A 25,852-nucleotide genomic window follows, 5' to 3' on the forward strand; every position below is an offset into this window, starting at 1 on the left:
AAAGACCGGGGGTTGCATCCGCACCCCTAACACGTAAAACCCAAAGCGCGCGAAGCCCCCTTCGCGCGCTTGTCGTTTCACCCAGAGAGATCCGAATGCGGCGCACGCTATTTTTGTTGATCATCGGCCTAGGCGGCGCGGGCATCCTGCTGGCGCTGGGTATCTGGCAAATGCAGCGCCTTGACTGGAAGCAATCCATCATCGCCGACATCAATACCCGCATCACCGCCGCACCCGTTGATCTGCCCGCCAGTCCCGATCCCGAACGTGACGCCTATCTACCGGTTTCGGTGACAGGCACCTTGGGGGAAAAATCACTGCATGTGCTGGTCTCGCAAAAGGATCTCGGCGCAGGCTACCGCGTCATTGCGCCCTTCGTGCTCAAGGATGGCCGTCGCATCCTCGTCGATCTGGGCTTCGTGCTCGCGGGCAATAAGAAAAAGCTGCACACCGCAGGCCCGGCCACGCTGACGGGGAATCTGCAATGGCCGCAGGAAACCGACAATTTCACCCCGGAACCTGACCGGGCTGCCAATATCTGGTTCGCCCGCGATGTGCCCATCATGGCCGCCGCGCTGAAAACCGCGCCGGTGCTGCTGGTCGTGCGCTCCGGCTCGCAGCCAGACCCGCACGTGACGCCGCTGCCCGTCGACACGGCCCGCATCCCCAATGATCACTTGCAATATGCTATCACGTGGTTTTCCCTCGCCGCCATCTGGCTGGCCATGACCGCCCTTTTCCTACGCCGCCGCCGTGCGACACCAACGCCGAAAGCAGATTAACCTCATGCGCTATATCTCCACCCGTGGCACCGCGCCCGTCCTGACATTTGAACAAGCGATGCTGACTGGGCTTGCCCGCGACGGCGGCCTTTATGTGCCAGAAACGATCCCAACGCTGACACCTGACCAGATCACCGCCATGCAGGGCCAATCTTACGAAGAGGTCGCCTTTACTGTCATGCGCCCGTTTATCGGTGACACTTTCACCGACGACGAATTCCGGGCTATCATCGCGCGTGCCTACGCTGGCTTCGGCCACACCGCCCGCGCGCCCATGGTGCAGCTAGCCCCAAACCACTTCCTGCTTGAACTGTTCCACGGCCCCACACTGGCGTTCAAAGACTTCGCCATGCAGCTCATCGGCCAGATGTTTCAGGCCGCCTTGGGCCGCAAGGGCGACCGCGTGACCATCGTCGGCGCCACCTCAGGCGACACCGGATCGGCCGCGATCGAAGCCTTCCGCGGGCTTGATAACGTCGATGTCTTCATCCTCTACCCCCATGGCCGGGTCAGCGACGTCCAGCGCCGCCAGATGACCACGCCATCGGAATCCAACGTGCATGCGCTCGCCGTCGATGGTGATTTCGACGATTGCCAGGCGCGGCTCAAGGACATGTTCAACGATTTTGACTTCCGCGATTCGGTGAAACTGGCGGGCGTGAATTCAATCAACTGGGGCCGCGTGCTGGCCCAAGTCGTCTATTACTTCACCGCCGCCACCAGCCTCGGCTCCCCGGCGCGCGAGATCAGCTTTACCGTGCCCACCGGCAACTTTGGCGACATCTTTGCGGGCTACATCGCCAAGCGTATGGGCCTGCCAATCGCCGATTTGATCGTGGCTACCAACCAAAACGACATCCTGCACCGCTGCCTGTCCGGCCAAGGCTACCACAAGGGCACCGTGCATCCCTCCATCAGCCCCTCGATGGATATCCAAGTCTCCTCCAACTTTGAACGCGCGTTGTTTGACGCCTATGACCGTGACGGGGGTGCCGTGGCGCAGCTGATGCTTGAGCTGGGGCAGGGCGGCTTTGACGTGTCCCAAGGGGCGATGCAGGTGCTGCAATCCACCTACCGTTCGGGCCGCGTGTCCGAGGATGAAACCTCCGCCACCATCACCAACCGCCGACAAACCACCGGCGAATTGCTGTGTCCGCATTCTGCCGTCGGTGTGAAGGTTGCCGATGATCTGCGCGACCCATCCACACCGATGGTCACATTGGCCACGGCCCACCCCGCAAAATTTCCCGACGCGGTCGAGGCCGCTACCGGCATCCGTCCCCCGCTGCCGCCGCGCATGGCGGACCTTTTTGACCGGCCCGAGCGTTTCACCCGTGTCGCAAATGACCTCGACGCGCTCAAGGCGCATATCAAAGGAAACCTACCCGCGTGAGCTTGAACCAAACCACATTGCCCAACGGCTTTCGCATCGTCACCGAACATATGGAGGGGCTGGCCTCTGCGTCCATCGGGATATGGGTCAACGCCGGTGCGCGCCACGAAACTCCGCTGCAAAACGGCATTGCGCATTTTCTTGAACATATGGCGTTCAAAGGCACCGCCACCCGCACATCGCTTCAAATTGCCGAAGCGATCGAGGACGTGGGCGGCTATATTAACGCCTATACCTCGCGCGAAGTGACGGCCTATTACGTGCGCGTGCTGGAAAATGACGTGGCGCTGGGGCTGGACGTGATCGCCGATATCCTGCGCAATCCAGTGCTGGACCCGGCAGAGGTCGAGGTTGAACGCGGTGTGATCCTGCAAGAGATCGGTCAGGCGCTCGACACGCCCGACGATGTGATCTTTGACTGGTTGCAGGAACAGGCGTACCCCGATCAGCCGATTGGCCGCACGATCCTTGGGCCGACCGAACGTGTCTCCAATTTTTCGCGCGACGACCTACGCACCTTTATCGCCGATCACTACGGTCCCGAACAGATGATCCTGTCTGCCGCAGGGGCAGTGGATCATGACCAGATCGTGAAACTGGCAGAACAGCTTTTTGGCGACATGCCCGCCAAGAAACTCTACCAGATGGACGCCGCCCGCTTTGGCGGCGGTGAGATGCGCCAGATCAAGCCACTCGAACAGGCGCATTTTGCGCTTGGCTTTGAAAGCCCCGGCTACCGCGCTGATGATATCTACATCGCGCAGATTTACGCCTCTGCCCTCGGCGGCGGTATGTCCTCGCGCCTGTTTCAGGAAATTCGCGAAAACCGCGGGCTGTGCTATACCATCTTTGCCCAAGCAGGGGCCTACGCCGATACCGGCATGACCACGATCTACGCCGGCACCAGCGCCGAACAACTGCCCGAACTGGCAGAAATTACCATCGACGAAATGAAACGCGCCGCCTCCGATATGTCCCCTGCCGAAGTCGCCCGCGCCCGCGCGCAGATGAAGGCCGGCCTGCTGATGGGGCTCGAATCGCCGTCTAACCGCGCCGAACGTCTGGCCCGGCTTATCCAGATCTGGGACCGGGTGCCGCCGCTGGAAGAAACCGTTGCCCAGATTGATGCCGTGACAACTGGCGATGTGCGCGATTATGCGGAACGTATGGCCGCCTCTGCCCCTGCGGCACTGGCGCTCTATGGCCCGGTCGACGGGGCCCCCACGTTGGACGATCTGCAAAAACGCCGCGCTGCCTGATGCTTCTGGGCAAGCGTAAACTCAGGATCGAAACCGAACGGCTGACCCTACGCCCGCCGATCCATTCTGATTTCCGTGCCTGGTCGGCGCTGCGCGTGGCCAGCACCGATTACCTGCGCCCGTGGGAGCCGGCATGGGCGGACGATCATTTGACGCGCAAGGCGTTCTCCAACCGGGTTTATTGGGCGCAACGCTCGGTCTCTGGCGGCACCGCACTGCCGTTGTTTCTGATCCGGCGATCAGATCAGAACCTCGTCGGGGCCATTACGCTGGACAACATCCGCCGTGGCCCCGCGCAATCGGGGACATTGGGCTATTGGACGGGCGAACCTTTCGCCCGCCGAGGTTACATGCGCGAAGCGATCGAGGCTGCGGTGCATCAGGCTTTTACCCGCCTCGACCTCAGCCGGATCGAAGCGGCCTGCCTGCCCGAGAACGCTGCCTCGCGCGGGCTGCTGGAAAAGACTGGCTTCAAATACGAAGGCGTCGCGCAAAGCTATCTGCAAATCGACGGGCGCTGGCGCACACATGTGCTCTATGCGTCGCTGCGCGGCGACCGACGGGGGCGCACGGCGGCGGGTTAACCCTTGCAATCATCTGCGCCGCATCTAATCAATGCTGTCATGACATTGAACCCTGCCGATACCGTATTTGCCGACATTCTGCGGTCGCAATTACCCGCCGATATCCTGCGCGACGCCGACGCGCGCTACCTCGAAGAACCGCGTGGGCGTTATGCGGGCCGGGCGGGCCTGCTGGCCCTGCCACGCGATGTCGAACAGGTCGCCACCCTGATCCGCGCCGCCGCCGCAGCCCGCGTGCCGGTGGTGCCCTACGGCGGTGGTACTGGGTTGGTCGGCGGGCAGGTTGCCCCCGACGGCCCGGCGCCGCTGATCCTGTCACTTGAACGCATGAACCGCATCCGCGCGGTCTATCCCGATGAAAACGTGCTGGTTGCCGAAGCGGGTGCAATCCTTGCTGATGTACAAACCGCCGCCGATGACGCAGGCCGGCTGTTTCCCCTGTCGCTGGCCGCCGAAGGTTCCGCGCGCATCGGCGGCAACCTGTCGACCAACGCCGGCGGCACCGGCGTGCTCCGCTACGGCAACGCCCGTGATCTGTGCCTGGGGCTCGAGGCCGTGTTGCCCGATGGCCAGATATGGAACGGCCTGACCCGCCTGCGCAAAAACAACACCGGCTATGACCTGCGCCACCTGCTGATAGGGGCCGAAGGCACGCTGGGCGTGATCACTGCCGCTGCCCTCAAGCTGTTTTCCCGCCCCGCCCAAAGCAATACAGCGCTGCTGGTGGTCAACAGCCCCGCCGCCGCGCTTTCGCTGCTGTCACTGGCCCGCGACCAACTGGGCGAGATGGTCAGCGCCTTTGAACTAATACATCGCCAAGGTTTTGAATTTCTTTCGGAAACATTGCCCGATGTTCGCCAGCCGTTTACCTCCGCGCCCGAATGGTGCGTGCTGATCGAGATCGGCACCACAGGCGGGATCGACGGGGCGGGGGCGCTCGAAACCCTGTTTGGCACAGCGCTTGAGGGCGGTCTGGTCTCCGACGGGTTGATCGCGCAGAACCGCCAGCAGGCCGATGATTTCTGGCGCATCCGCGAAATGATCCCCGAGGCCAACCGCTTGATTGGGTCGGTCTCTAGCCACGACATCTCGGTCCCTTTGGGCGCACTGGCCGAATTTATCACCCGCGCCGGGGAAAGCATTGCCGCGTTAGGCGAATTCCGCATCAACTGCTTTGGGCACGTCGGTGACGGCAACCTGCACTACAATGTTTTCCCCACCCGCGGGCGGTCGCGCAGCGACCACGATGCCCAACGCGGCGCGATCAAGGCCGTCGTTCATGATCTGGTGCACGCGCTTGGAGGCTCCTTCAGCGCGGAACATGGGGTGGGCCGACTGAAGGTGGCCGACCTGGAACACTATGGCGATCCGGCAAAACTGTTCGCGATGCGCGCGATCAAAGCGGCACTTGACCCGCTCGGCATCATGAACCCCGGGGCGGTCTTGCGCTAGACGGGCATCTTCACCGCCTGCAATCGGCCCGCCCGGCAGATCGGCCTCATCCTAAGCGCCGTCAAAGGCGCAAAGCGCGTGCACTTCCATGCCCAAAGCTTCGAGCCGCTTGCGCCCGCCCAGTTCGGGCAGATCAATGATAAAGGCGCAGGAAACAATCTCGCCGCCCAAACGCTCGATCAGTTTGATCCCCGCCTCGGCGGTGCCGCCGGTGGCCAGCAAATCATCGACCACCAGCACCTTTTCACCGGGCAGGATGGCGTCGTCGTGAATTTCCACAATCGCCTCGCCATATTCCAACGTATAGTCCTGCGATATCGTGCGCCCTGGCAGCTTGCCCTTCTTGCGGATCGGCACGAACCCCACGCTCAGCTGATGCGCAATCGCCCCGCCCAAGATAAAGCCGCGCGCCTCTAGGCCCACGACCTTGTCGATGTCGATGCCCGCATAGGGATGCAACATCTGGTCAATCGCCATGCGAAAGCCGCGCGGATCGGCGAAAAGCGTCGTCACATCGCGAAACATGATCCCTTCGTGGGGGAAATCGACAATCGTGCGAATGTAATCCTGAACCTGTTTCATGCTGCCCTTTCGCGTAAATCAACCCGACAAGTCTTAGCGTGCCGTGGCCATAGGGCGCAAACCCCCATCTTCACCTCACCAAATAAACTCATGCCCCACCGCAGTGTCACCACATCAGGCATGTGTCAGATCACCCGCCCCGCCACCGCATCCAGCTTGGCCATCAACGCGGGATCGCGGGCATCCGGCTGGGTCAGAATCGCAAACTCCAAGGCGCGGTCGCAGCCGTGGGGGCAGGGGGCGCGGCTCTTGCCCAGCAGGGCGGGCAGACGTGCCACCATCGCGCGGCCCTTGTCGGCGTTGCCCATGAGCGTGGCAATGATCTGGGTCACATCCACCTCGCCGTGTTCGGGATGCCAGCTGTCATAATCGGTAATCATTGCAATCGACGCATAACACAGCTCCGCTTCGCGGGCGAGTTTCGCCTCGGGCATATTGGTCATGCCAATCACATCGGCGCCCCAACTTTCGCGGTACATTTTCGATTCCGCCAAGGTCGAGAATTGTGGCCCTTCCATCGCCAGATAGGTGCCACCACGATGCACCTTGATCCCGGCATCCCTTGCAGCCGTTTCGCACGCATCGCCAAGCCGCGGACAGGTCGGATGCGCCACCGACACATGGGCCACGCAGCCGGTGCCAAAAAACGATTTATCACGTGCAAAAGTTCGGTCAATGAACTGATCTACAACGACAAAGTCACCAGGCGCCATCTCCTCGCGGAATGATCCGCAGGCAGAGACAGAGATTACATCGGTACATCCCAACCGCTTGAGCGCGTCGATATTGGCGCGGTAAGGCACGGTGGAGGGGCTATGCACATGACCCCGCCCATGGCGGGGCAAAAACACCATGCCCACGCCGTCTAATGTGCCCGTCAAAACCTGATCTGACGGCGCGCCCCATGGCGTTTCTACTGTCACCCAGTCGGCATCTTGCAACCCGTCGATGTTATAAATGCCGGAGCCACCGATCACGGCGATTTTGGTGTCAGTCATGGGAGCCTCTTGCCTGTTGCCTCTGCGAAACCTGCCGCGAAGCTGCGCCAGTTGCAACGCATGAAACCCGCCTACGGGTTTCCATCTTGGGAAAACTGTTCTAGGTGCAGCGAAATCCCGCTCTACCTTTGGTCAGAGCGCAGTTATCCGATCCCGCAAGTCAAAAGGATGCCCCAATGCGCGCCACGCTGCACAGCTTTACCAAGAACCTGGACGTGACCGATTTGCGCTGGATGCCTGATGACGGCTTCTCCATCGGACGGCTGCGCATCGAATTGTTGTCTGGGTTGACCGTTGCTCTGGCGCTGGTGCCCGAGGCGGTGGCCTTTGCCTTTGTCGCCGGGGTGCATCCGCTGGTCGGGCTTTACGCCGCTTTCCTCGTCGGGCTGATCACCGCGCTGATCGGCGGACGGCCGGGGATGATCTCGGGCGCTACGGGCGCTTTGGCCGTGGTCATGGTGGCGTTGGTCGCGCAACACGGGGTGGAGTATCTATTTGCCACCGTCGTCCTGATGGGGCTGATGCAGATTTTCGCAGGCGTCATGCAATGGGGCAAATTCATCCGGCTGGTGCCGCATCCGGTCATGCTTGGCTTTGTAAACGGTCTGGCGATTGTGATTTTCTTGGCGCAGATGAGCCAGTTCAAGGTGCCGGGCACCATGGTGGATACCGGGCACGGCATGGGCGGCGGCGAATGGCTGTCGGGCCAGCCCTTGCTGTTGATGTTGGCACTGGTGGCTGCAACCATGGCGATCATTTGGGTCATGCCGCGCATCACCCGCATTATTCCGGCCCCTCTGGCCGGCATCGGCATCGTGGCTGCGGTGGTCATCGGCTTTGGCATGGATGTGCCACGGGTTGGTGATCTTGCCTCGATCCAAGGTGGGCTGCCGCAATGGCATATTCCGACCGTGCCGCTGACCTTTGAAACCTTCCAAATCATCTTGCCCTATGCGGTGATCCTCGCCGCTATTGGCCTGATTGAATCGCTGCTGACGCTGAACCTTGTGGGGGATATCACCAACAAACGCGGCGGGGCGTCACAGGAATGTATCGCTCAGGGTGTCGCCAATACCGTAACCGGATTTTTCGGCGGCATGGGCGGTTGTGCGATGATCGGCCAGTCGATGATCAACGTGAAATCCGGCGGGCGCACCCGCGTGGCAGGCATCGCCGCGGCAGTGTTTTTGTTGCTGTTCATTCTGGTCGGCTCCTCGATTATCGAACTGATCCCGCTGGCCGCCTTGGTCGGTGTGATGTTCATGGTGGTCATCGGCACCTTTGCCTGGAACAGCCTGACCATCCTGCGCAAAGTGCCCCTGATGGACGCCTTTGTGATCTTGCTGGTGACCGTTGTGACCGTAATGGAAGATCTTGCCGTTGCGGTTGTGGTGGGCGTGATCGTCTCCGCTTTGGCCTATGCCTGGAACAACGCACGGCGCATCCATGCCACCACCCGCGAATCCACCAAACTGGCCGGGGCCAAGGTTTACGAGATTCACGGGCCACTGTTTTTCGGGTCCAGCGACGGCTTTGCCGAGCTTTTCACCGTAGAGGCCGACCCCGATGTTGTGATCGTCGATTTTGCTGACAGCCGGGTGGTCGACCAATCCGCATTGCAAGCGATCGAGGCGATGGCCACGAAATACGAAGAGGCAGGCAAACGCCTGCAACTGCGCCATCTGAGCCGCGATTGTCACCGTCTGCTGACCAAGGCAGGCCACCTGATGGTCGATAGTGACGATGATCCAGACTACGAATTGGCAGTCGACTACGATGTGCGCACCGGGGTGCTTGGCGGGCACTAAGCCCGCCACCTTGGTGCGGACAAAATCCGCAGGCCCCTGCCAGTTGCCTTCCCGTCCCGCGGGGAGGCGACGGCGCTCAGGTCCGATCAGTCGTCGGGGCGCACCATCTCGAATACCTCGCGCACGACGGTATAATCACGGTACCCCATGCGCGACAGCGGTTGATACTGCGTCACGTCAAACCGCCCATCGATGACGCAATCGTCGCGCAGATGCACGCCCACGACCTCGCCAAACACCACGAAATTCGCAGCACCTTCGATCTGCACGATCTGTGTCACCTTGCATTCCAGATTGGCAGGCGCATCGGCCACCCGGGCGCAGTCGATCTGGTCGCAGCCAGCTTTGGCCACAGACGCACGGACAAATTCATCCTCGTCATGGGGTAGGGTGGCCGAAGTTATGTTCATCGCCTCGCGCGCGGCATATTCCACCACGTTCACACAAAACACCCCGGTGTCGCGGATGTTGGCCACGGAATCTTTGGTCCCGTCCACATCATCCTTCACCCCGGTCGAGGCAAACATCACCTGCGGCGGGGTATAGGCGACGCCGTTGAAAAATGAATAAGGGGCCAGATTGTCGCGCCCATGCCCGTCACGGGTAGAGATCCAGCCGATAGGGCGCGGCGTGACGATGGCGTTGAACGGGTTGTGTGGCAGGCCGTGGCCGTGCTCTGGGCGATAGAACATGATCTCTCCTTGTGTTTGCGCATAGGGCTAACGCCATGCTAGGGGCAATGCCACCGCAATTCCGATCTGAAAGCGCGCGCTTTGCATCCATCCCCCTATCAGATTAGCCCAGAAGCCCGCGATGACCACTGGGAGGTCGAGGCGCTTTATGACACCTGTTTTGCACCTGGCCGCGAGGCGCTGTCGTCTTACCGGCTGCGTGACGGTGTGCCGCCGGTCGAAGGTCTTAGCCATGTGGCGCGCGACAGGGGTGGGATTTTGGCAGGGGCAATCCGCTATTGGCCGATCCGCATCGGCAGGTTTGAGGCGCTGCTGCTTGGCCCCGTGGCGGTCCACCCCACGCGGCAAGGCGAAGGACTGGGCGCGCATCTGGTCGAAACCTCGCTGGCCTGTGCTGCACCGCTGGGCTGGCAACGGGTCATGCTGGTAGGAGATGCACCTTACTACAACCGGTTCGGCTTTACCCTGCTGCGCGGTGTGGTGATGCCCCCGCCCACCAACCCCGCTCGCGTACTGGGTCGCGAACTGAATCCTGGGGCTTGGGCAGGCGTCAAAGGCAAGGTTCGCCGCTGGAAAGATTGATTTCTCATGCAGTCCGGCCCACATATAAGCCAAGGAAAGGGCCAGCCCATGCAGATCGAAAGCAATCTTCCCGCCACCGTTGATGTCGAGGCGCGCCTTGACGCTATCGCACGTCGCTACAAGCAGGCAGGCGGTGTCGGCATTCATGTGCTCAACCTTATCGGTGGCAGCGCCGAGGGGCTGATCGACCGGCTGCCCGGTGCCGTGCGCCGCAATCTTGAGGCGGCGACGATGAAGGCGCTCAACCATGCCATGAAAGCCGCCCATTCCAGCCGCGGCTATGTGAAAGACCAGAAAAGCTGGCTTAACCAGGCTGTCAGTGCGGCCATGGGCGCGGCAGGCGGTGCTGGTGGGCTGCCCACGGCGCTGGCCGAACTGCCCGTGACCACGACACTACTCCTGCGCGTGATCCAGGGGGTGGCAGCCGAGCATGGCTTTGATCCGGCGGCAGAGAATGTGCAATTTGACTGCGTGCATGTCTTTACCGCCGCCGGACCGCTGGCCAATGATGACAGCGCCGATATGGCATTCCTCACGGTGCGCGTGGCACTGACCGGGCGCGCGATGCAGGCCGTGATCGCCCGCGTCGCACCGCGCCTTGCTGTTGTGTTGGGGCAAAAACTCGCCGCTCAGGCAGTGCCGGTGCTTGGTGCCGTTGCAGGTGCTGCGACAAATTATGCTTATACCAGTTACTATCAAGACATGGCGCATGTGCACTTTGGTCTGCGTAAACTCGCGATCGATGCGGACATCCCACAAGAACAACTGGTCGCCCGCCTGCGCGAGAAAATGGGCAAAAGCCCGGCCAAGACCTGATCCTCTTTCTTTTTGGTCATAATATTCCCGGGGGACGGGGGGCTGGCCCCCCGATAGCGCGCGTGAGGGGGGGAGCCCCCCCAAAAAAAGAAATATGTCATCGACCGATGCTGCCGGGCGCCACTGTTGTGGCTTTGATGATCGCAAAACACTGCAGCCCTTTACGCAGCCGCAGATCGCGCACCGCCCGGCCCGTGACCCGCGCCAGTAGCCGGTCCTTGCCCGCGCGCAACGCAATCGCCGCACCGGGTCCGTCGCCGGGATGTACGGCTTCAATCTGTACGGGCAAGACATTGACCGACGACAACGCATCAGGACGGTCCAGCGACAGGATCACATCCTGCGCCAGCACCCTGATCCGCACCCGCGCACCCACCTCGGCTTGCACACCCGGCAGCTCAAGCTGCCCAGCCGATATCGCCAGCGTCGACAGCCCATCTTCGGCATGGGCAAGCACATCCGCCTCCAGCACGGCACCCGCCTCGCGCACCCCCAGCAACGGCACGGCTGCGGGATCTGCCATCACGTCGAACAGGGCGCCTTGCGCGCGCAGCTTGCCCTGGTGCAGCAAGACCAGCGTATCGGCCAGCCGCGCCACCTCGTCTACCGCGTGGCTGACATAGAGGATCGGCAGGCCAAGCGGCCCCTCGCGCAGGCGCTCAAGATAGGGCAGGATTTCCTGCTTGCGCGGCCCGTCCAGTCCGGCCAACGGTTCATCCATCAGCAACAGGCGCGGATGGCACAGCAAGGCGCGCCCCAGCGCCACGCGCTGTTTTTCGCCGCCTGATAGGGTGCCGGGCGCACGGGCCAACAGGGCGGAAAGACCCAGCAGTTCCACCACATCGTCAAAGCCCGCGCCGCGGCTGCCCTTCGGCGCATACCGCGCGCCGAATTCAAGGTTCTCGCGGACATTCAGATGCGGAAACAGCCGCGCATCCTGAAAGACATAGCCCAGACGCCGCTGGTGCGGTGGCACAAAACGGCCCTTGGGGGTATCAAGCAGAACCTCACCGTCCAGCACCACACGGCCCGCGTCGGGGCGCAGCAACCCCGCCACGGCGTTGATCACCGTGGTCTTGCCCGCGCCCGAGCGGCCAAACAGCGCCGTGATTCCCGGCCCGGCCTCAAAGGCTAGGTCTAAATCAAACCCGTCAAAACCGTGGCGCAGCGACACCTCTAACATCAGCGCAGCCCCGCGATCCGTGCCGCCACGCGCCGCGCCAGCGCCTCAGAAATCAGCACAGCCCCCAGTGCCACGACACAGGCAAGCGCGGCCATTGAAAGCGCCTGGCCCTCGCCGCCGGGAATTTGCAGGGCGGTCCAGATCGCACTGGGCAGGGTTTGGGTCTGGCCGGGAATATTGGCGACAAAGGTGATTGTGGCCCCAAACTCGCCCATGGCCTTGGCAAAGCCCATCACCGCGCCCGCCAGTATCCCCGGCAGGATCAGCGGCAACGTCACCCGGATAAACACGCTCCAGCGCGGTGCGCCCAGGGTGGCGGCGGCCTCTTCCAACTTGGGGTCCACCGCCTCGATCGCCAGCCGCATGGCGCGCACCATTAGCGGAAACCCCATGATGATCGCTGCCAGCACGGCACCAGACCAATGAAAGGCAAGGCCAAGCCCAAGGTTGTCCAACAGGCGCCCCAAGGGTGCGCTGCGGCCAAAGGCTAAAAGCAGCAGATAACCCGTGACCACCGGCGGTAGCACAAGCGGCAGGTGCACCAGGGCGCTGAGCAGGCCCTTGCCCCAGAAATTCTTGCGCGCCAGCACCCATGCTACCCAAAGCGCCAGCGGCAGGGCCAGCACCATCGCCCATGTTGCAACCCATAGCGACAGGATCAGCGCCTCCCAGGCCGCGGCGTCTAGGCTCATTGGATCACCGGGGTAAATCCGTGGCGGGCAAATACCGCCTGGGCGGGGGCGCTGGTCAGATAGTCGACCACAGCGGCGCCGCCCTCGCTCAACGCGCCGGCGGGGTAGGTGATTGGGTCATGGGCGTCGGCGGGGATGGCCCAAACCACGCTTACCGCAGGTTCAGCCAGCGCATCGCTGGCATAGACCACCCCAAATGGCGCATCGCCCCGCGCCACCAGCGCCAGGGCCGCTTGCACATTGTCAGTTTCGGCCAACTGCCCCCGCAGCGCGTCCCACAGGCGCGCGTCGATCAACCATTGCCGGGCATAGCTGCCCGCAGGCACGGCATCACGCTGGCCCATCGCCAACCGCCCGCCCGCGAGACGCGCCGTCAGGTCGCCCGCCTGCTTTAACGGCGCGCTGCCATCAGGGGCGATCACCACCAGCCGGTTGCGGGCCACGTCGCGGGGGGCGTCCGCCATGGGCGCCCCTTGGCCCACCAGCCACAGCATCCAGTCGGCACTGGCCAAAATCACCACATCCGCAGGGGCACCTGCCGCTACTTGCCGCGCCATCGTGCCGGAACCGCCAAAGGCCAGCGTCAGGGGCATCGGGGCGACCTCCGCCAGATCCTCCAGCACGCCGCGCAGGCTGGCGGCGGCGAAAACCGTGGCCGAACTGTCCTGCGCTTTGGCGGGCAGTGCCAAGCCGCAAAGGGCGATCAAAAAGATGCTGAAACGGGTCATGTCCGGCACTATCTTTGATGCAACGGAATGGAGCAAGCGCATATGGCCTTTGTCACGCTGCGCGATTAGGCTGGCATTACGGACCACACAGACGCCAACCACAGGTCACCCATGATCAAACAACTGCCGATATCGCTGAACGGGGCCCGCAAGGGCGACGTGCGGTCGCAGTTTGCCGCCCTGTGTTATCGGATCAAGCGCGGCAAGGTGCAGGTGCTGTTGGTGACGTCGCGCGGCTCCAAACGCTGGATCGTGCCAAAGGGCTGGCCGATGGAAGGCAAAACGCCCGCCGCGTCGGCCCAGATTGAAGCATGGGAAGAAGCGGGCGTGATCGGGCGGGCCGAGGATCGCTGTCTTGGGGTCTTTTCGTATGCCAAGGACGTGGGCAGCATGGATGATCTGCCCTGTCTGGCATTGCTCTATCCGGTGCGGGTCAAATCACTGGCCAAGACATACCCCGAAAGCGGGCAGCGCCGTCGCCGCTGGGCGGGGCGCAAGAAGGCGTCGAAATTGGTGTCAGAGCCCGAGCTCGCGCGCATGATCCTCGACTTCGATCCCCGCCCACGTCCTGCACCCGCTTGACCTTGTCCCGGTGCCACCCCATTTTTACATCAATGACCCCAATCGCTAAGGCGGCAACAGATGATCCGATACGCGTTGAAATGTGAGGCCGGACACGGTTTCGATAGCTGGTTTCAGTCGGCGGCGGCTTTTGACAGTTTGTCCAAGGCGGGGCATCTTTCCTGTGCGGTCTGCGGATCAGACGACGTGTCGAAATCGCTGATGGCGCCGCGCGTCACTTCGGGCGATGCCGTCGCGGCGCCGACCGTAACAGACAAGAGGGCGCCGACCCTGTCCAAACCGCAAAATGATGTGGAAAAGGCGGTCGAAGCTCTGCGCCTCAAGGTCGAGGGGTCGTCGGATTATGTCGGCAAGAACTTCGTGAAAGAAGCCCGTGCGATGCACGAGGGCAAAAGCCCCGAACGGTCGATTTACGGCGAAGCGCGGCTGGATCAGGCCCGTGCGTTGGTCGACGAGGGTGTGCCGCTCATCCCGCTGCCCTTCCGGCCGAGGCAGAAACTTTCATAAGCCGGACCAGCGCCCGCGGCTTGGTTCCGGGCCGGGCGTAGACGCACCTGCACAAATATCCACTGCCTCGCGCCTTTCTCTTGCCCTTGCCGCACCTTACGCGTAAACCCCCGCCCGTATTACAAGGCGAGGGACCATGCCCGTATTGGTGATGAAATTTGGCGGCACCTCCGTCGCCACACTGGACCGTATCCGCCGCGCCGCGAAACGTGTCGGCGTCGAAGTGGCCAAGGGATATGACGTCATTGTCATCGTCTCTGCCATGTCGGGCGAGACCAACAAGCTGGTTGGCTTTGTCAGTGAAACCTCGCCCCTCTATGACGCGCGGGAATATGATGCCATCGTGTCCAGCGGCGAAAACGTCACTGCCGGTCTGATGGCGCTGACATTGCAGGAAATGGATATTCCGGCGCGTAGCTGGCAGGGCTGGCAGGTGCCAGTGCGCACCACCGATGCCCATTCCGCCGCCCGGATCGAAGAAATCCCCACTGACAACATCACCGCCAAATTTGCCGAAGGCATGAAAGTGGCCGTGGTTGCAGGCTTTCAGGGCGTCAGCCCGCAGGGCCGCATCACCACGTTGGGCCGAGGTGGATCAGACACCACCGCCGTCGCCTTCGCCGCCGCCTTCGACGCCGAACGCTGCGACATCTACACCGATGTGGACGGGGTCTATACCACCGACCCACGCGTCGAATCCAAGGCCCGCAAGCTTGATAAGATCGCGTTCGAGGAAATGCTCGAACTGGCCTCGCTGGGGGCCAAGGTCCTGCAAACCCGCTCGGTCGAGCTGGCGATGCGCTACAAGGTGAAACTGCGCGTGCTTAGCAGTTTCGAGGAACCGTCGGACACAGCAGGGACGCTGGTCTGCGATGAGGAGGAAATCATGGAAAGCAATGTCGTCGCAGGGGTCGCATTCAGCCGCGACGAAGCGAAAATGACGCTGGTCTCGGTCGCTGACCGCCCCGGCATCGCCGCCAGCATCTTTACCGCGCTCAGCGAAGGCGGCGTGAACGTCGACATGATCGTGCAGAACATCGCCGAAGAAGGCCGCACCGACATGACCTGGTCCTGCCCTGTCGATCAGGTGATCCGGGCCGACAAGGCGATGCAAAAGGCGCATGACGACGGTGTGATCAACTACCAGGAACTGATCGCGGACAAGGACGTGGCCAAAGTATCGGTCGTGGGCATCGGCATGCGCAGCCATACCGGCGTTGCCGCCAAGATGTTCAAGGTGCTGTCGGACGAGGGCATCAACATCAAGGTGATCACCACGTCGGAAATCAAAATTTCGGTGTTGATTGACCGCAAGTACATGGAACTGGCCGTGCAGGCGTTGCACGACGCCTTTGAACTGGACAAGGCGGGCTAAGCCGGGGTGCTGTCCGGCAATGCGTAAATTCACGGCAACAGGCAGTAATTTGCGGGTCCACGGCCGCCACGCGGACAAATTGCGTTTCTATCTCTGCGCGAGTGCGTTACACCCGGCACCATAGGGACGGGGACCAATTGACATGGCCGAACGTATTGAAACAGAAAGCCGAAAGCTGCTGGGGCGTCTGCGCGATGCCATGGCAGGTGATGACGCAGGTCAGGCCCGGCTGGACAAGATCACGCATCTTATCGCCAACTCGATGGGTTGCGAAGTCTGCTCAATCTACCTGTTTCGCGATGAAGACACACTGGAGCTTTGTGCCACCGAAGGGCTGAACAAGGCGGCGGTGCACGAAACCCGGATGAAACTGGGCGAAGGTCTGGTGGGCCGGGTCGCCAAACGCCGCGCCGTGATCAACACGCCCGATGCGCCCCAGGCCGCGGGTTTTCGCTTTATGCCCGAAACAGGCGAGGAGATTTTCTCGTCATTCCTTGGTGTTCCGGTGCAGCGTCTGGGCGAAACACTGGGCGTTCTGGTCGTGCAATCGAAAGCGGCGCGCGAATTTTCCGCCGATGAAATCTATGCCCTCGAAGTGGTGGCCATGGTGCTCGCCGAGATGACGGAACTGGGCGCCTTCGTTGGCGAAGGGGCGGCAATGTCTGCCCGTCACATGCAGCCCGTGCTGCTGCGCGGTACCGTGGGTCAGGAAGGCGTGGCTGAAGGCCATGTCTGGCTGCACGAACCGCGCGTGGTCGTATCAAACCCCATCGCAGATGACCCCGACCGCGAGACTGAACGCCTGACTGAGGCGGTAGAACAACTGCGCGTCAGCGTGGACCAACTGGTCACCATGGCCGCCGACAAGGAACAGCAGCAGGTGCTGCAAGCCTACCGCATGTTTGCCAATTCCAAAGGCTGGATGCGGCGCATGGTCGAAGATATCCAAAGTGGGCTGAGCGCCGAAGCCGCGGTGGAAAAAGAGCAATCAATGGCCCGCGCGCGCATGGGGCAGGTATCTGATGCCTACCTGCGTGAACGGCTGTCGGATCTTTGATGATCTGTCCAACCGCCTATTGCGGCACCTGACCGGCCAAGGCTCTGACACCGGGGCGGAAATGCCCGCAGACCCGATCCTGGTGGCGCGCAACATCGGGCCCGCTGAACTGTTGGACTATGGACGCAGCTTGCGCGGTATTGTGCTTGAAGGTGGCTCTGTCGGGTCGCACGCCGCCATCGTCGCACGGGCGCTGGCGATCCCGCTGATTGTCCATGCGGGGCGCATCACCAATGACGCGCTGAACGGCGATCACATCATGGTGGATGGTGAACAAGGCATTGTGCACCTGCGCCCGGACGAAAACGTCGCCACCGCCTTTCGTGACAAGATTGCGATGCAGGCCGAGGCACAGGAACGCTATTCCTCGATCCGCGACAAACCCGCCGAAACAAAATGTGGAAAAGTGATCAGCCTGCAAATGAACGCGGGGCTGATGGCCGATCTGCCATCGCTTGCCGGGTCGGGTGCCGAAGGCGTGGGGCTGTTCCGCACCGAACTGCAATTCCTTGTGCGCAATCAGATGCCGCGACGTACCGAACTGGCCGCGCTCTACTCGCGGGTGCTGGATGCGGCGCAAGGCAAACGGGTGGTGTTCCGGACACTCGACATCGGGTCGGACAAGGTGCTGCCCTATATGAAGCCCAACGACGAACCGAACCCCGCGCTGGGGTGGCGTGCGATCCGCGTGGGGCTGGACAAGCCCGGCGTGATGCGGATGCAACTTCAAGCGCTGCTGCGCGCGGCCAATGGGCGGCCCTTGTCGGTGATGTTTCCCTTTGTTGCGCAATTCGAGGAATTCCGCGCGGCGCGTGCCGAGATGGACAAGGCGCTGGCGCGCGAGCGTATCCTGGGCCACCCGGTGCCGGAAAAGCTGGAAATCGGTGCGATGCTCGAAACCCCCAGCCTTGCTTTTGCGCCCCGCCAGTTTTTCGAAGAGGTCGAGTTTCTGTCGATCGGGGGCAATGATCTCAAGCAGTTCTTCTTTGCAGCCGACCGCGAAAACGAACGGGTGCGCAAACGGTATGACACGCTGAATGTCTCATTTCTGACCTTTCTTGAGGGCATCGTGGCGCGCTGTGCCGAGACAAACACCGCGCTGTCGTTCTGCGGTGAGGATGCCGGCAGGCCAGTGGAGGCACTGTGTTTTGCCGCCATAGGTCTGCACACGCTGTCGATGCGACCAGCCTCCATCGGGCCGGTCAAAAGCCTGCTGCGGCGGTGTAATCTGGATGACGTGCGCCGCGTGATCAACGAGGCCCGCGACCGGGGTGACATGTCGGTGCGAGACTCAGTTATGGATTATATCCGCACGCAGCATCAGGGCTAGGTGCGCGGGGGCGATCCGATATGGGGGACGCTGTCCCCCAGACCCCCTGAGGGTATTTGTGACCCGAAAAATCAAAAGAGGGTGGTTTGGTCAGGTTTCGTTTACCTGTCACCCGGCGCGCCGGGTTGCGGTACGCGCGGTGTACGTTCCGTGTACGCGCGGTGCATAACAGTTTTGCGGTTCAGATACGCAATTTGACCGCATGACCGGGCGCGTAGGCCAGCCGCATTTTGGTGATGCGGCCCGTTTCACTGAAGGTCTCGCGCAGCAGGATCAGCAGGGGCGTGTGTAGCGGGCAGGCCAGATACCTGGCTTCAAAGCCGCCTGCATCTTCGGCCAGATAAGCCATCGTGCCATGGTCAAACGGGGCGTTCTGTACTAGCCATTCATTGGCGCTGATCGCGCTAAAATCTATCTCTTCTGCGACTGGAAGTTGGATCAGGTCTATCTCTCGATCTTCAAGGGCATAGGGGGCAGCGCCGCATAGGTGAAGCGTGTGAAGTGACAGGGTTTTTCCGTTGACGCTTTGATGTAATATCTTGTGATCATAGGGTTTTCCCGTCGTCTCAATTTCGCGCCGCAGCACCGGAACAACCATCTGCGCGCGCCGCTGTGGTGACAGTGCTACCCGTGTCCCGGCCCTGCGCCGCCGCTCCAGCCAGCCGTCTTCGGCCAGGGCCCGCAGTGCGCGGTTGACCGTGGCGCGGGCGCAGCCCAACTCGCGGGCCAGTTCCACCTCGTTTGGGATCAATGCGCCGGGGGCCCATTCACGGCTTTGGATACGGCGCAGCGCCTCGGCTTGGATGTCTTGCCAGCCTTGCATCACATCACGTCCCGCAGACGGTAAAGCGTATCTCGGTAAGCCTTTGTAATCTCGTCACGTTTATGGTGTTTTCCATCGACAACCACATGCCGCCCGGCGGCCCATACATCGCAGATTGCCGCATCGGTTCCCGCAAAGATCCATGTGTCGAGAAGGCTGTCGCCCGTCCGACCAATAAAATCAGTCGCATCGCCACCAAGAGCCACTAGGTCGGCCCACATCCCATTGGCAATGGCACCGCTGTCGCGCCCCGCAGCCTGAGCACCGCCCGCGCAGGCACCCTCCAGCAACGCACGCCCGGTGGAGCGGTCAGCGTCGGCAAAAACGGCACGCTCATGGCGGACAAGTCGCTGGGAGTATTCCAATGTCTGTAGCTCTTGTTTCAAGGAAATCAGGATGTTGCTGTCTGACCCAATGCCCCAAGCGCCGCCCGCAGCCTGCCAGTCTTCGCCCATGAATATCCCGTCGCCAAGCGAGCTTTCGGTCAGCGGGCACAGCCCCGCCACCGCACCGCTTTGGGCCAAACCGCGCGCCTCGCCCTTGGTCATCTGCGTGCAGTGGACCATGCACCAGCGGGCGTCGACCTCCAGATTGTCCAGCGCCCACGTCACAGGGCGGGCATTGTATGCGGCTTTGATCTCGTCCACTTCGGCCCGCTGTTCAGCCAAATGCATGTGGATAGGTCCCTGGAACTCCTGAAGTTTTTTCAGAGCGTCGGGGGTTACGGCACGCAGTGAATGCGGCGCCACACCTAGACGGGTATCGTGGGGCAGAGCATCGACGGCATGTTGCGCCGCACCCATTATGTGCATGTACCTATCCATGTCATTGCCAAAACGGTCCTGACCGGCGGTCAGAGCACGGCCATCAACACCGCCTTGCATATAAAGGACCGGCAGCAAGGTGAGGCCGATACCGGTCTGCTGTGCCGCCGCGCAGACACGTTCAGACATTTCACCTTCATTTTCATAGGCTTGACCGCCAGGGGCATGGTGCAGGTAGTGAAACTCCGCGCAGGCGGCGAAACCGGATTCAAGCATCTCCATCTGTACCTGCGCCGTGATAGACTGAACGTCGTGGGGCGTGAGTTGGCCAAGGAACTGGTACATCAACTGCCGCCAGGTCCAAAAACTGTCACTGCTGCCGGCGCCGCGCCGTTCAGTGAGCCCGGCCATTGCCCGTTGAAACGCATGGCTGTGCAGATTGGTGGGGGCGGGCAGCAGAATATCAACGGTCGCGGCGGTCTGCACATCGCGCGTCACCGCCGAAATGCGTCCATCGGTGATCGTCACGGTCACATCGCGCGCCCAACCGTCGGGGAGCAAAGCATGCTGTGCGTGAATTTGGGTCATGGTTTGCCTCTTGACGACTCAGGGAAGGGCTGAATATGTCTATACATAATAAGATTCTTGCTGGGAAACAAAGGAAAACTTGATGGGCAACGTCCTTTGCAATGCGCAGATCGCTACTGTGGTTGGGGCTGACTATGGGCTGATATCCAACGCGTCGATCGCGGTAGAGGGCGGCAAAATCGCCTGGGTCGGTACCGATCTGCCAAACGAATACGCTCAGTGGCCTTGCGACGACATGCACGGGCGTCTGATCACGCCTGGGCTGATTGATTGTCATACCCATTTGATCCACGGCGGTAACCGCGCGCGGGAATTTGAGATGCGCTTGCAGGGTGCCAGCTATGAACAGGTGGCGCGGGCTGGGGGCGGGATTGTATCAACCGTCAATGCCACGCGCGGCGCTGACGAAAGCGGACTGGTGGCCGCCGCATTGCCCCGATTGGATGCGTTACTTGCCGAAGGTGTTTGTACGGTTGAGGTGAAATCGGGCTACGGGCTCGATCTTGAGACCGAGTTGCGGATGTTGCGCGCGGCGCGCGCCCTGCAAGCGCTGAGGCCGGTGCGGGTTGTGACGACCTTCCTAGGAGCACACGCCGTTCCGCCCGAGTATAAAGGTGACGCCGACCGCTATATCGACAGGGTCTGCATCCCGGCGCTGCGGGCCGCCCACGCCGAAGGGCTGGTTGATATGGTGGATGGTTTCTGCGAGGGAATCGCGTTTGATATCAAGCAGATGGAGCGCGTATTTAATGTGGCGCACGAACTTGACTTGCCGGTGAAACTGCATGCCGAACAGTTGTCGAATATCGGAGGAACTCGACTTGCCGCGCGCCATGGGGCGCTATCGGCAGATCATGTGGAATACGCTACCGCAGATGACGCCGCGGCACTGGCAAAGGCCGGAACGGTCGCAGTTTTGCTGCCGGGTGCCTTTTATACGTTACATGAAACCCAAGCCCCCCCCATCGATGCCTTTCGCGATGCGGGCGTGGCAATGGCACTGGCGACGGATTGCAACCCCGGCTCTTCGCCGCTTGCGTCGATATTGTTGGCAATGAACATGGGCTGCACTCTGTTTCGGCTAACGCCAGAAGAGGCGCTGCGGGGGGTGACGCATCATGCAGCCAAGGCATTGGGTCTGACAGACTGCGGCCAGATCGCGCCGGGCCTGCGCGCGGATCTGTGTGTTTGGGATGTGCAGCATCCGTCAGAGCTGGCTTACCGCATCGGGTTCAACCCGCTGTTCAAACGTATTTTTTCAGGAGAGCCGATATGATCGTGACCCCCGGCGCGGTGCGCCTTGAAGAATTGGAAGCCATCTGGCGTCACTCGGACGAGATTACCCTGGATCGGGGCGCGCAGCCTGCGATTGAAAAAGCCGCCATGATGGTGGCCAAGGCAGCGGCGGGGTCTGACGCTGTCTACGGCGTCAATACCGGATTTGGTAAGCTGGCCAGCCGCAAGATCGCGCCACAAGATACTGAAACATTGCAAAGAAACCTGATCCTGTCGCATTGCTGCGGGGTGGGCGAGGCGCTGTCGCCCGAACTGACCCGGCTGATGATGGTGCTCAAATTGATGTCGCTGGGGCGTGGTGCATCGGGCGTCCGCTGGGAGGTCTGTGCGCTGATCGAGGCGATGGTAAACGCCGGTGTGATGCCCGTGATCCCTGCGCAGGGATCGGTCGGGGCTTCGGGTGATCTAGCGCCGCTTGCGCATATGGCGGCGGCGATGATTGGTGCCGGGCGCGCGACCTATCAGGGCGTGGAGATGGATGGCGGCGAGGCATTGTCGCAGGCCGGGTTGACCCCTGTGGTGTTGGGCCCGAAAGAAGGGTTGGCGCTGATTAACGGCACGCAGTTCTCTTGTGCATGTGCGCTAGCCGGCCTTTTCAACGCGCAGAACGCGGTTCGCAATTCGATGGTGATTGCGGCGCTCAGCACTGATGCGATCATGGGGTCCACCGCGCCGCTGGTGGCCGAAATCCACAGTCTGCGCGGCCATGCAGGCCAGATCGACGTCGCCTCCGAGATGCGCGCGCTGATGGAGGGGTCCGAAATTCGAGAAAGCCACCGCGACGGTGATGCGCGGGTGCAAGACCCCTATTGCATCCGCTGCCAGCCACAGGTTCTGGGCGCGGCGTGGGATGTGATCCGCCAAGCGGGCCAGACGCTTGAGATCGAGGCAAACGCCGTTACCGATAACCCCTTGGTATTGGTCGGGGAAAACCTGATCGTGTCAGGTGGGAATTTCCACGCAGAGCCGGTGGGTTTTGCCGCCGATATGATTGCGCTTGCACTGGCCGAGATTGGCGCAATTGGGCAAAGGCGTGTGGCCTTGATGGTTGATCCGACGCTCAGCCACGATTTGCCGCCCTTCCTGACGCCTGATCCCGGCCTGAATTCAGGTTTTATGATCGCAGAGGTGACGACAGCGGCATTGATGAGTGAAAACAAGCATTTGGCCAACCCTTGCGTGACCGACAGCACGCCAACATCCGCCAATCAAGAGGACCATGTCAGTATGGCTGCCCATGGTGCGTATCGTCTGGCACGGATGAACCGAAACCTCAGTGTCATTCAGTCAGTGGAGGCGATGTGCGCCGCCCAAGGCATCGAGGCGCGCGCGCCTTTGTCGACCTCGCCACGGTTGAGCAATGTGGTCGCGCGGCTGCGGCAAGACGTGGCAACGCTAGGCAAGGATCGCTATCTGGCCCCCGACATCGAACGAACCGCTGAACTGGTACGCAGTGGCGCATTGGTGGAGGCCGCCCGATGATTGATGTGGTGCAGGGCGGTGGACCTATTGTACTTGGCCTTCCGCATACGGGCACAGACGTGCCGCCCGAGATTTGGGAGCGGTTTAACGAGACTGGACGCGCGCTGGCCGATACAGACTGGCATATCGACCGACTGTATCAAGGGCTTGGGCATGACGTGACCACTGTCCGCACGCCGGTGCATCGCTATGTGATCGACGTGAACCGAGGGCCAGATGACGCGAGCCTATACCCCGGTCAGAACACCACCGGACTGTGCCCGTTAACAGACTTTGATGGACGGCCCATTTACGAGACCGGACAGGAACCGGATGCCGACGAGATCGCGCATAGACGCGAGGCGTATCACCGGCCGTATCATGCGGCATTGGAATCGGAAATCGCGCGTGTGAGGGCGAAACATGGCGCGGCGATACTTTACGATTGTCACTCAATTCGGTCTGTTATCCCTCATCTTTTTGCCGATCGCTTGCCGGATTTCAACATTGGGACCAATCTATCCACAAGTTGCGCGAAGCTGATTGAAAAGACAGTTCACACCCGGTGTCGGGCCGCATCAGACTATTCGACCGTGCTGAACGGGAGATTCAAGGGCGGTTGGACCACACGGCACTACGGGCAACCCACTGATAAGATTCACGCAATCCAAATGGAGTTGGCCCAATCCACTTACATGGAGGAGATGCCGCCGTGGCGCTGGCGACCTGACAAAGCTGAGCGGTTGAGACCCATTTTATATAAGATCCTCAACGATTTGACAGAGCTAGTTAATGAAAGGCAGTTGCCATGACACAGACCCCAGGACCGCGCCACAATAGCCGCGACATTTATCCGGCAACCGGCACCACGCTGACCGCCAAAAGCTGGATGACTGAAGCGCCATTGCGCATGTTGATGAACAACCTGCACCCGGATGTCGCTGAAAATCCTCACGAATTGGTGGTGTATGGCGGTATTGGCCGGGCGGCACGAACGTGGCAGGATTTTGACCGGATCGTTGCGGCTCTGACCGACCTGGAAGGCGATGAGACGCTTCTGGTACAGTCAGGCAAGCCTGTTGGTGTATTTAAAACCCACGAAAATGCGCCTAGAGTTTTGATTGCGAACAGTAATCTGGTACCGCATTGGGCCAATTGGGACCACTTTAACGAATTGGATAAGAAGGGTCTGGCGATGTATGGCCAGATGACCGCCGGATCGTGGATTTACATTGGCACGCAAGGGATTGTGCAGGGAACTTACGAGACTTTTGTTGAGGCGGGCCGCCAGCATTACGAAGGTGATTTGACAGGTAAGTGGATACTGACCGGTGGCCTAGGTGGTATGGGCGGGGCTCAACCGCTGGCGGCTGTGATGGCCGGGGCCTGCTGCTTGGCCGTCGAATGTAATCCTGATTCAATTGATTTCCGTCTACGCACAAAATACTTAGACGAAAAGGCTGAGACGCTGGATGAGGCGCTGGCCATGATTGACCAATGGACGGCGGCGGGCGAGGCGAAATCCGTCGGCCTGCTGGGGAACGCGGCAGATGTTTTCCCTGAATTGGTAAAACGCATGCAGGCCGGTGGGCCGCGCCCGGACATCGTTACGGATCAAACCAGTGCCCATGACCCGCTGAACGGCTATCTGCCACAGGGCTGGGGCATGGCCGAATGGCGGGCCAAGCGTGAAAGTGACCCCAAGTCCGTCGAACGTGCCGCGCGCGCCAGCATGAAGACCCATGTCGCAGCCATGGTTGATTTCTGGAATGCGGGTGTACCAACGCTGGATTACGGTAATAACATCAGGCAGGTAGCACTGGACGAAGGGTTGGAAAACGCCTTTGCCTTTCCCGGCTTTGTGCCTGCCTATATCCGCCCATTGTTCTGCCGTGGCGTCGGCCCGTTCCGGTGGTGCGCGCTGTCAGGCGATCCGGAAGATATTTACAAGACAGATCAGAAGGTTAAGGAATTAATCCCCGACGACGAGCACCTGCACCAATGGCTCGATATGGCGCGCGAACGGATCAGCTTTCAGGGGTTGCCTGCGCGGATTTGCTGGGTCGGTCTGGGGCTGCGCGACAAGTTGGGGCTGGCATTCAATGAAATGGTCCGCACCGGCGAGTTGAGCGCGCCGATCGTGATTGGCCGCGACCATCTCGACAGCGGGTCCGTAGCCAGCCCGAACCGCGAAACCGAGGCGATGAAGGATGGCTCTGACGCCGTCAGCGACTGGCCGTTGCTGAATGCATTGCTCAATACTGCCAGCGGCGCCACTTGGGTATCTTTGCACCACGGCGGCGGTGTCGGGATGGGGTTTTCCCAGCATTCTGGCATGGTCATCTGCTGCGACGGGTCTGCCGAGGCCGACAAGCGCATCGCGCGGGTGCTGTGGAACGATCCCGCGACGGGTGTGATGCGCCATGCGGATGCAGGATATGATATCGCATTGGATTGCGCGCGTGAAAAGGGGCTGAACCTTCCCGGAATATTGGGGTAGCGCGGAATGATGCCTGTC

23 protein-coding genes and 1 pseudogene are annotated in these 25,852 nt (G+C 61.3%); 16 read left to right on the plus strand and 8 right to left on the minus strand.

What is annotated here, in order from left to right:
- Window positions 1-95: 95 nt before the first annotated feature.
- The 5 genes from AC1965_RS04770 to AC1965_RS04790 are packed head-to-tail and all read left to right on the plus strand — an operon-like array spanning window position 96 to window position 5,470.
- Window positions 96-782: an SURF1 family protein gene (locus tag AC1965_RS04770; RefSeq protein ID WP_483886149.1), complete on the plus strand. Its 687-nt coding sequence runs from the start codon at window positions 96-98 to the stop codon at window positions 780-782.
- A gap of 4 nt (window positions 783-786) precedes the next feature.
- A complete protein-coding gene (gene thrC, locus AC1965_RS04775) occupies window positions 787-2,175 on the plus strand; it encodes a threonine synthase (RefSeq protein WP_483886150.1) in 1,389 nt (462 codons plus the stop codon).
- Window positions 2,172-3,434, plus strand: a complete 1,263-nt coding sequence (locus AC1965_RS04780; RefSeq protein WP_483886151.1) for a M16 family metallopeptidase — start codon at window positions 2,172-2,174, stop codon at window positions 3,432-3,434. Before thrC ends, AC1965_RS04780 begins: the two co-directional genes overlap by 4 nt.
- Window positions 3,434-4,018: a GNAT family N-acetyltransferase gene (locus tag AC1965_RS04785; RefSeq protein ID WP_483886152.1), complete on the plus strand. Its 585-nt coding sequence runs from the start codon at window positions 3,434-3,436 to the stop codon at window positions 4,016-4,018. Before AC1965_RS04780 ends, AC1965_RS04785 begins: the two co-directional genes overlap by 1 nt.
- 39 nt (window positions 4,019-4,057) lie before the next feature.
- Window positions 4,058-5,470 carry an FAD-binding oxidoreductase gene (locus AC1965_RS04790; protein WP_483886153.1) on the plus strand — a complete coding sequence of 471 codons (1,413 nt, stop codon included), beginning with the start codon at window positions 4,058-4,060 and terminating at the stop codon, window positions 5,468-5,470.
- A 51-nt stretch (window positions 5,471-5,521) separates the two neighbouring features.
- On the opposite strand, the gene AC1965_RS04795 is transcribed toward AC1965_RS04790, so the two are convergent.
- Window positions 5,522-6,052 (minus strand): adenine phosphoribosyltransferase, encoded by a 531-nt coding sequence (locus AC1965_RS04795; RefSeq protein WP_483886154.1) that lies wholly within the window; start codon window positions 6,050-6,052, stop codon window positions 5,522-5,524.
- A gap of 125 nt (window positions 6,053-6,177) precedes the next feature.
- Window positions 6,178-7,050: an S-methyl-5'-thioadenosine phosphorylase gene (locus tag AC1965_RS04800; protein WP_483886155.1), complete on the minus strand. Its 873-nt coding sequence runs from the start codon at window positions 7,048-7,050 to the stop codon at window positions 6,178-6,180.
- Between the two features lie 176 nt (window positions 7,051-7,226).
- Between AC1965_RS04800 and AC1965_RS04805 the strand changes: the two genes are divergently transcribed.
- Window positions 7,227-8,858 carry a SulP family inorganic anion transporter gene (locus AC1965_RS04805; RefSeq protein WP_483886156.1) on the plus strand — a complete coding sequence of 544 codons (1,632 nt, stop codon included), beginning with the start codon at window positions 7,227-7,229 and terminating at the stop codon, window positions 8,856-8,858.
- An 86-nt stretch (window positions 8,859-8,944) separates the two neighbouring features.
- Here the strand turns inward: AC1965_RS04805 and AC1965_RS04810 are convergent, their stop codons facing one another.
- Complete coding sequence (locus tag AC1965_RS04810) at window positions 8,945-9,550, minus strand: flavin reductase family protein (protein WP_483886157.1); 606 nt, start codon at window positions 9,548-9,550, stop codon at window positions 8,945-8,947.
- An 81-nt stretch (window positions 9,551-9,631) separates the two neighbouring features.
- On the opposite strand from AC1965_RS04810, the gene AC1965_RS04815 reads away from it, so the two are divergent.
- Together AC1965_RS04815 and AC1965_RS04820 are read left to right on the plus strand one after the other, a co-directional pair.
- A complete protein-coding gene (locus AC1965_RS04815) occupies window positions 9,632-10,132 on the plus strand; it encodes a GNAT family N-acetyltransferase (RefSeq protein ID WP_483886158.1) in 501 nt (166 codons plus the stop codon).
- A gap of 48 nt (window positions 10,133-10,180) precedes the next feature.
- Window positions 10,181-10,948: an EcsC family protein gene (locus AC1965_RS04820; RefSeq protein WP_483886159.1), complete on the plus strand. Its 768-nt coding sequence runs from the start codon at window positions 10,181-10,183 to the stop codon at window positions 10,946-10,948.
- 97 nt (window positions 10,949-11,045) lie between these two features.
- Here AC1965_RS04820 and modC read toward each other — a convergent pair whose 3' ends face one another.
- Genes modC through modA form a run of 3 tightly spaced genes read right to left on the minus strand, consistent with a single transcriptional unit; the run spans window position 11,046 to window position 13,551 of the window.
- On the minus strand, window positions 11,046-12,134 hold the full coding sequence (modC, locus tag AC1965_RS04825; protein ID WP_483886985.1) for a molybdenum ABC transporter ATP-binding protein: 1,089 nt from the start codon (window positions 12,132-12,134) through the stop codon (window positions 11,046-11,048).
- Window positions 12,131-12,823, minus strand: a complete 693-nt coding sequence (gene modB / locus AC1965_RS04830; RefSeq protein ID WP_483886160.1) for a molybdate ABC transporter permease subunit — start codon at window positions 12,821-12,823, stop codon at window positions 12,131-12,133. Before modB ends, modC begins: the two co-directional genes overlap by 4 nt.
- A complete protein-coding gene (gene modA, locus AC1965_RS04835; protein WP_483886161.1) occupies window positions 12,820-13,551 on the minus strand; it encodes a molybdate ABC transporter substrate-binding protein in 732 nt (243 codons plus the stop codon). The genes modB and modA overlap by 4 nt, the downstream gene beginning before the upstream one ends.
- A 111-nt stretch (window positions 13,552-13,662) precedes the next feature.
- Between modA and AC1965_RS04840 the strand changes: the two genes are divergently transcribed.
- The 4 genes and pseudogenes from AC1965_RS04840 to ptsP all read left to right on the plus strand — a co-directional run bounded on the left by AC1965_RS04840 (window position 13,663) and on the right by ptsP (window position 18,402).
- On the plus strand, window positions 13,663-14,133 hold the full coding sequence (locus AC1965_RS04840) for an NUDIX hydrolase (RefSeq protein ID WP_483886162.1): 471 nt from the start codon (window positions 13,663-13,665) through the stop codon (window positions 14,131-14,133).
- A 60-nt stretch (window positions 14,134-14,193) separates the two neighbouring features.
- A complete protein-coding gene (locus AC1965_RS04845) occupies window positions 14,194-14,640 on the plus strand; it encodes a DUF1178 family protein (RefSeq protein WP_483886163.1) in 447 nt (148 codons plus the stop codon).
- Between the two features lie 136 nt (window positions 14,641-14,776).
- Window positions 14,777-16,015, plus strand: coding sequence for an aspartate kinase (locus AC1965_RS04850; protein WP_483886164.1), 1,239 nt, complete (start codon window positions 14,777-14,779; stop codon window positions 16,013-16,015).
- A gap of 142 nt (window positions 16,016-16,157) precedes the next feature.
- Window positions 16,158-18,402: pseudogene (ptsP, locus tag AC1965_RS04855) on the plus strand (phosphoenolpyruvate--protein phosphotransferase).
- Window positions 18,403-18,583: 181 nt separating this feature from the next.
- Here the strand turns inward: ptsP and AC1965_RS04860 are convergent.
- Both AC1965_RS04860 and AC1965_RS04865 read right to left on the minus strand, forming a co-directional pair.
- A complete protein-coding gene (locus tag AC1965_RS04860) occupies window positions 18,584-19,225 on the minus strand; it encodes a GntR family transcriptional regulator (protein WP_483886165.1) in 642 nt (213 codons plus the stop codon).
- Window positions 19,225-20,577, minus strand: a complete 1,353-nt coding sequence (locus AC1965_RS04865) for a formimidoylglutamate deiminase (RefSeq protein WP_483886166.1) — start codon at window positions 20,575-20,577, stop codon at window positions 19,225-19,227. Before AC1965_RS04865 ends, AC1965_RS04860 begins: the two co-directional genes overlap by 1 nt.
- Before the next feature lie 82 nt (window positions 20,578-20,659).
- Between AC1965_RS04865 and hutI the strand changes: the two genes are divergently transcribed.
- Genes hutI through hutU form a run of 4 tightly spaced genes read left to right on the plus strand, consistent with a single transcriptional unit; the run spans window position 20,660 to window position 25,834 of the window.
- On the plus strand, window positions 20,660-21,853 hold the full coding sequence (hutI, locus tag AC1965_RS04870) for an imidazolonepropionase (protein WP_483886167.1): 1,194 nt from the start codon (window positions 20,660-20,662) through the stop codon (window positions 21,851-21,853).
- Window positions 21,850-23,355, plus strand: coding sequence for a histidine ammonia-lyase (hutH, locus tag AC1965_RS04875; RefSeq protein ID WP_483886168.1), 1,506 nt, complete (start codon window positions 21,850-21,852; stop codon window positions 23,353-23,355). Before hutI ends, hutH begins: the two co-directional genes overlap by 4 nt.
- The gene (hutG, locus tag AC1965_RS04880; protein ID WP_483886169.1) at window positions 23,352-24,146 is read left to right on the plus strand and encodes an N-formylglutamate deformylase; all 795 of its coding nucleotides are present in this window, start codon (window positions 23,352-23,354) and stop codon (window positions 24,144-24,146) included. The genes hutH and hutG overlap by 4 nt, the downstream gene beginning before the upstream one ends.
- Window positions 24,143-25,834 (plus strand): urocanate hydratase, encoded by a 1,692-nt coding sequence (hutU, locus tag AC1965_RS04885; RefSeq protein ID WP_483886170.1) that lies wholly within the window; start codon window positions 24,143-24,145, stop codon window positions 25,832-25,834. The genes hutG and hutU overlap by 4 nt, the downstream gene beginning before the upstream one ends.
- Window positions 25,835-25,852 lie beyond the last annotated feature (18 nt).

The sequence above is a fragment of the Sulfitobacter sp. KMM 9851 genome, from assembly GCF_057178245.1.

What these genes read in the sequence shown, in the direction of transcription:
- AC1965_RS04770 (WP_483886149.1), top strand. Translation starts at nt 96, where the DNA reads ATGCGGCGCACGCTATTTTTGTTGATCATCGGCCTAGGCGGCGCGGGC.
- thrC (WP_483886150.1), top strand. Translation starts at nt 787, where the DNA reads ATGCGCTATATCTCCACCCGTGGCACCGCGCCCGTCCTGACATTTGAA.
- AC1965_RS04785 (WP_483886152.1), top strand. Translation starts at nt 3,434, where the DNA reads ATGCTTCTGGGCAAGCGTAAACTCAGGATCGAAACCGAACGGCTGACC.
- AC1965_RS04790 (WP_483886153.1), top strand. Translation starts at nt 4,058, where the DNA reads ATGACATTGAACCCTGCCGATACCGTATTTGCCGACATTCTGCGGTCG.
- AC1965_RS04795 (WP_483886154.1), bottom strand. Translation starts at nt 6,052, where the DNA reads ATGAAACAGGTTCAGGATTACATTCGCACGATTGTCGATTTCCCCCAC.
- AC1965_RS04800 (WP_483886155.1), bottom strand. Translation starts at nt 7,050, where the DNA reads ATGACTGACACCAAAATCGCCGTGATCGGTGGCTCCGGCATTTATAAC.
- AC1965_RS04805 (WP_483886156.1), top strand. Translation starts at nt 7,227, where the DNA reads ATGCGCGCCACGCTGCACAGCTTTACCAAGAACCTGGACGTGACCGAT.
- AC1965_RS04810 (WP_483886157.1), bottom strand. Translation starts at nt 9,550, where the DNA reads ATGTTCTATCGCCCAGAGCACGGCCACGGCCTGCCACACAACCCGTTC.
- AC1965_RS04820 (WP_483886159.1), top strand. Translation starts at nt 10,181, where the DNA reads ATGCAGATCGAAAGCAATCTTCCCGCCACCGTTGATGTCGAGGCGCGC.
- modB (WP_483886160.1), bottom strand. Translation starts at nt 12,823, where the DNA reads ATGAGCCTAGACGCCGCGGCCTGGGAGGCGCTGATCCTGTCGCTATGG.
- modA (WP_483886161.1), bottom strand. Translation starts at nt 13,551, where the DNA reads ATGACCCGTTTCAGCATCTTTTTGATCGCCCTTTGCGGCTTGGCACTG.
- AC1965_RS04840 (WP_483886162.1), top strand. Translation starts at nt 13,663, where the DNA reads ATGATCAAACAACTGCCGATATCGCTGAACGGGGCCCGCAAGGGCGAC.
- AC1965_RS04845 (WP_483886163.1), top strand. Translation starts at nt 14,194, where the DNA reads ATGATCCGATACGCGTTGAAATGTGAGGCCGGACACGGTTTCGATAGC.
- AC1965_RS04850 (WP_483886164.1), top strand. Translation starts at nt 14,777, where the DNA reads ATGCCCGTATTGGTGATGAAATTTGGCGGCACCTCCGTCGCCACACTG.
- AC1965_RS04860 (WP_483886165.1), bottom strand. Translation starts at nt 19,225, where the DNA reads ATGCAAGGCTGGCAAGACATCCAAGCCGAGGCGCTGCGCCGTATCCAA.
- AC1965_RS04865 (WP_483886166.1), bottom strand. Translation starts at nt 20,577, where the DNA reads ATGACCCAAATTCACGCACAGCATGCTTTGCTCCCCGACGGTTGGGCG.
- hutI (WP_483886167.1), top strand. Translation starts at nt 20,660, where the DNA reads ATGGGCAACGTCCTTTGCAATGCGCAGATCGCTACTGTGGTTGGGGCT.
- hutH (WP_483886168.1), top strand. Translation starts at nt 21,850, where the DNA reads ATGATCGTGACCCCCGGCGCGGTGCGCCTTGAAGAATTGGAAGCCATC.
- hutG (WP_483886169.1), top strand. Translation starts at nt 23,352, where the DNA reads ATGATTGATGTGGTGCAGGGCGGTGGACCTATTGTACTTGGCCTTCCG.
- hutU (WP_483886170.1), top strand. Translation starts at nt 24,143, where the DNA reads ATGACACAGACCCCAGGACCGCGCCACAATAGCCGCGACATTTATCCG.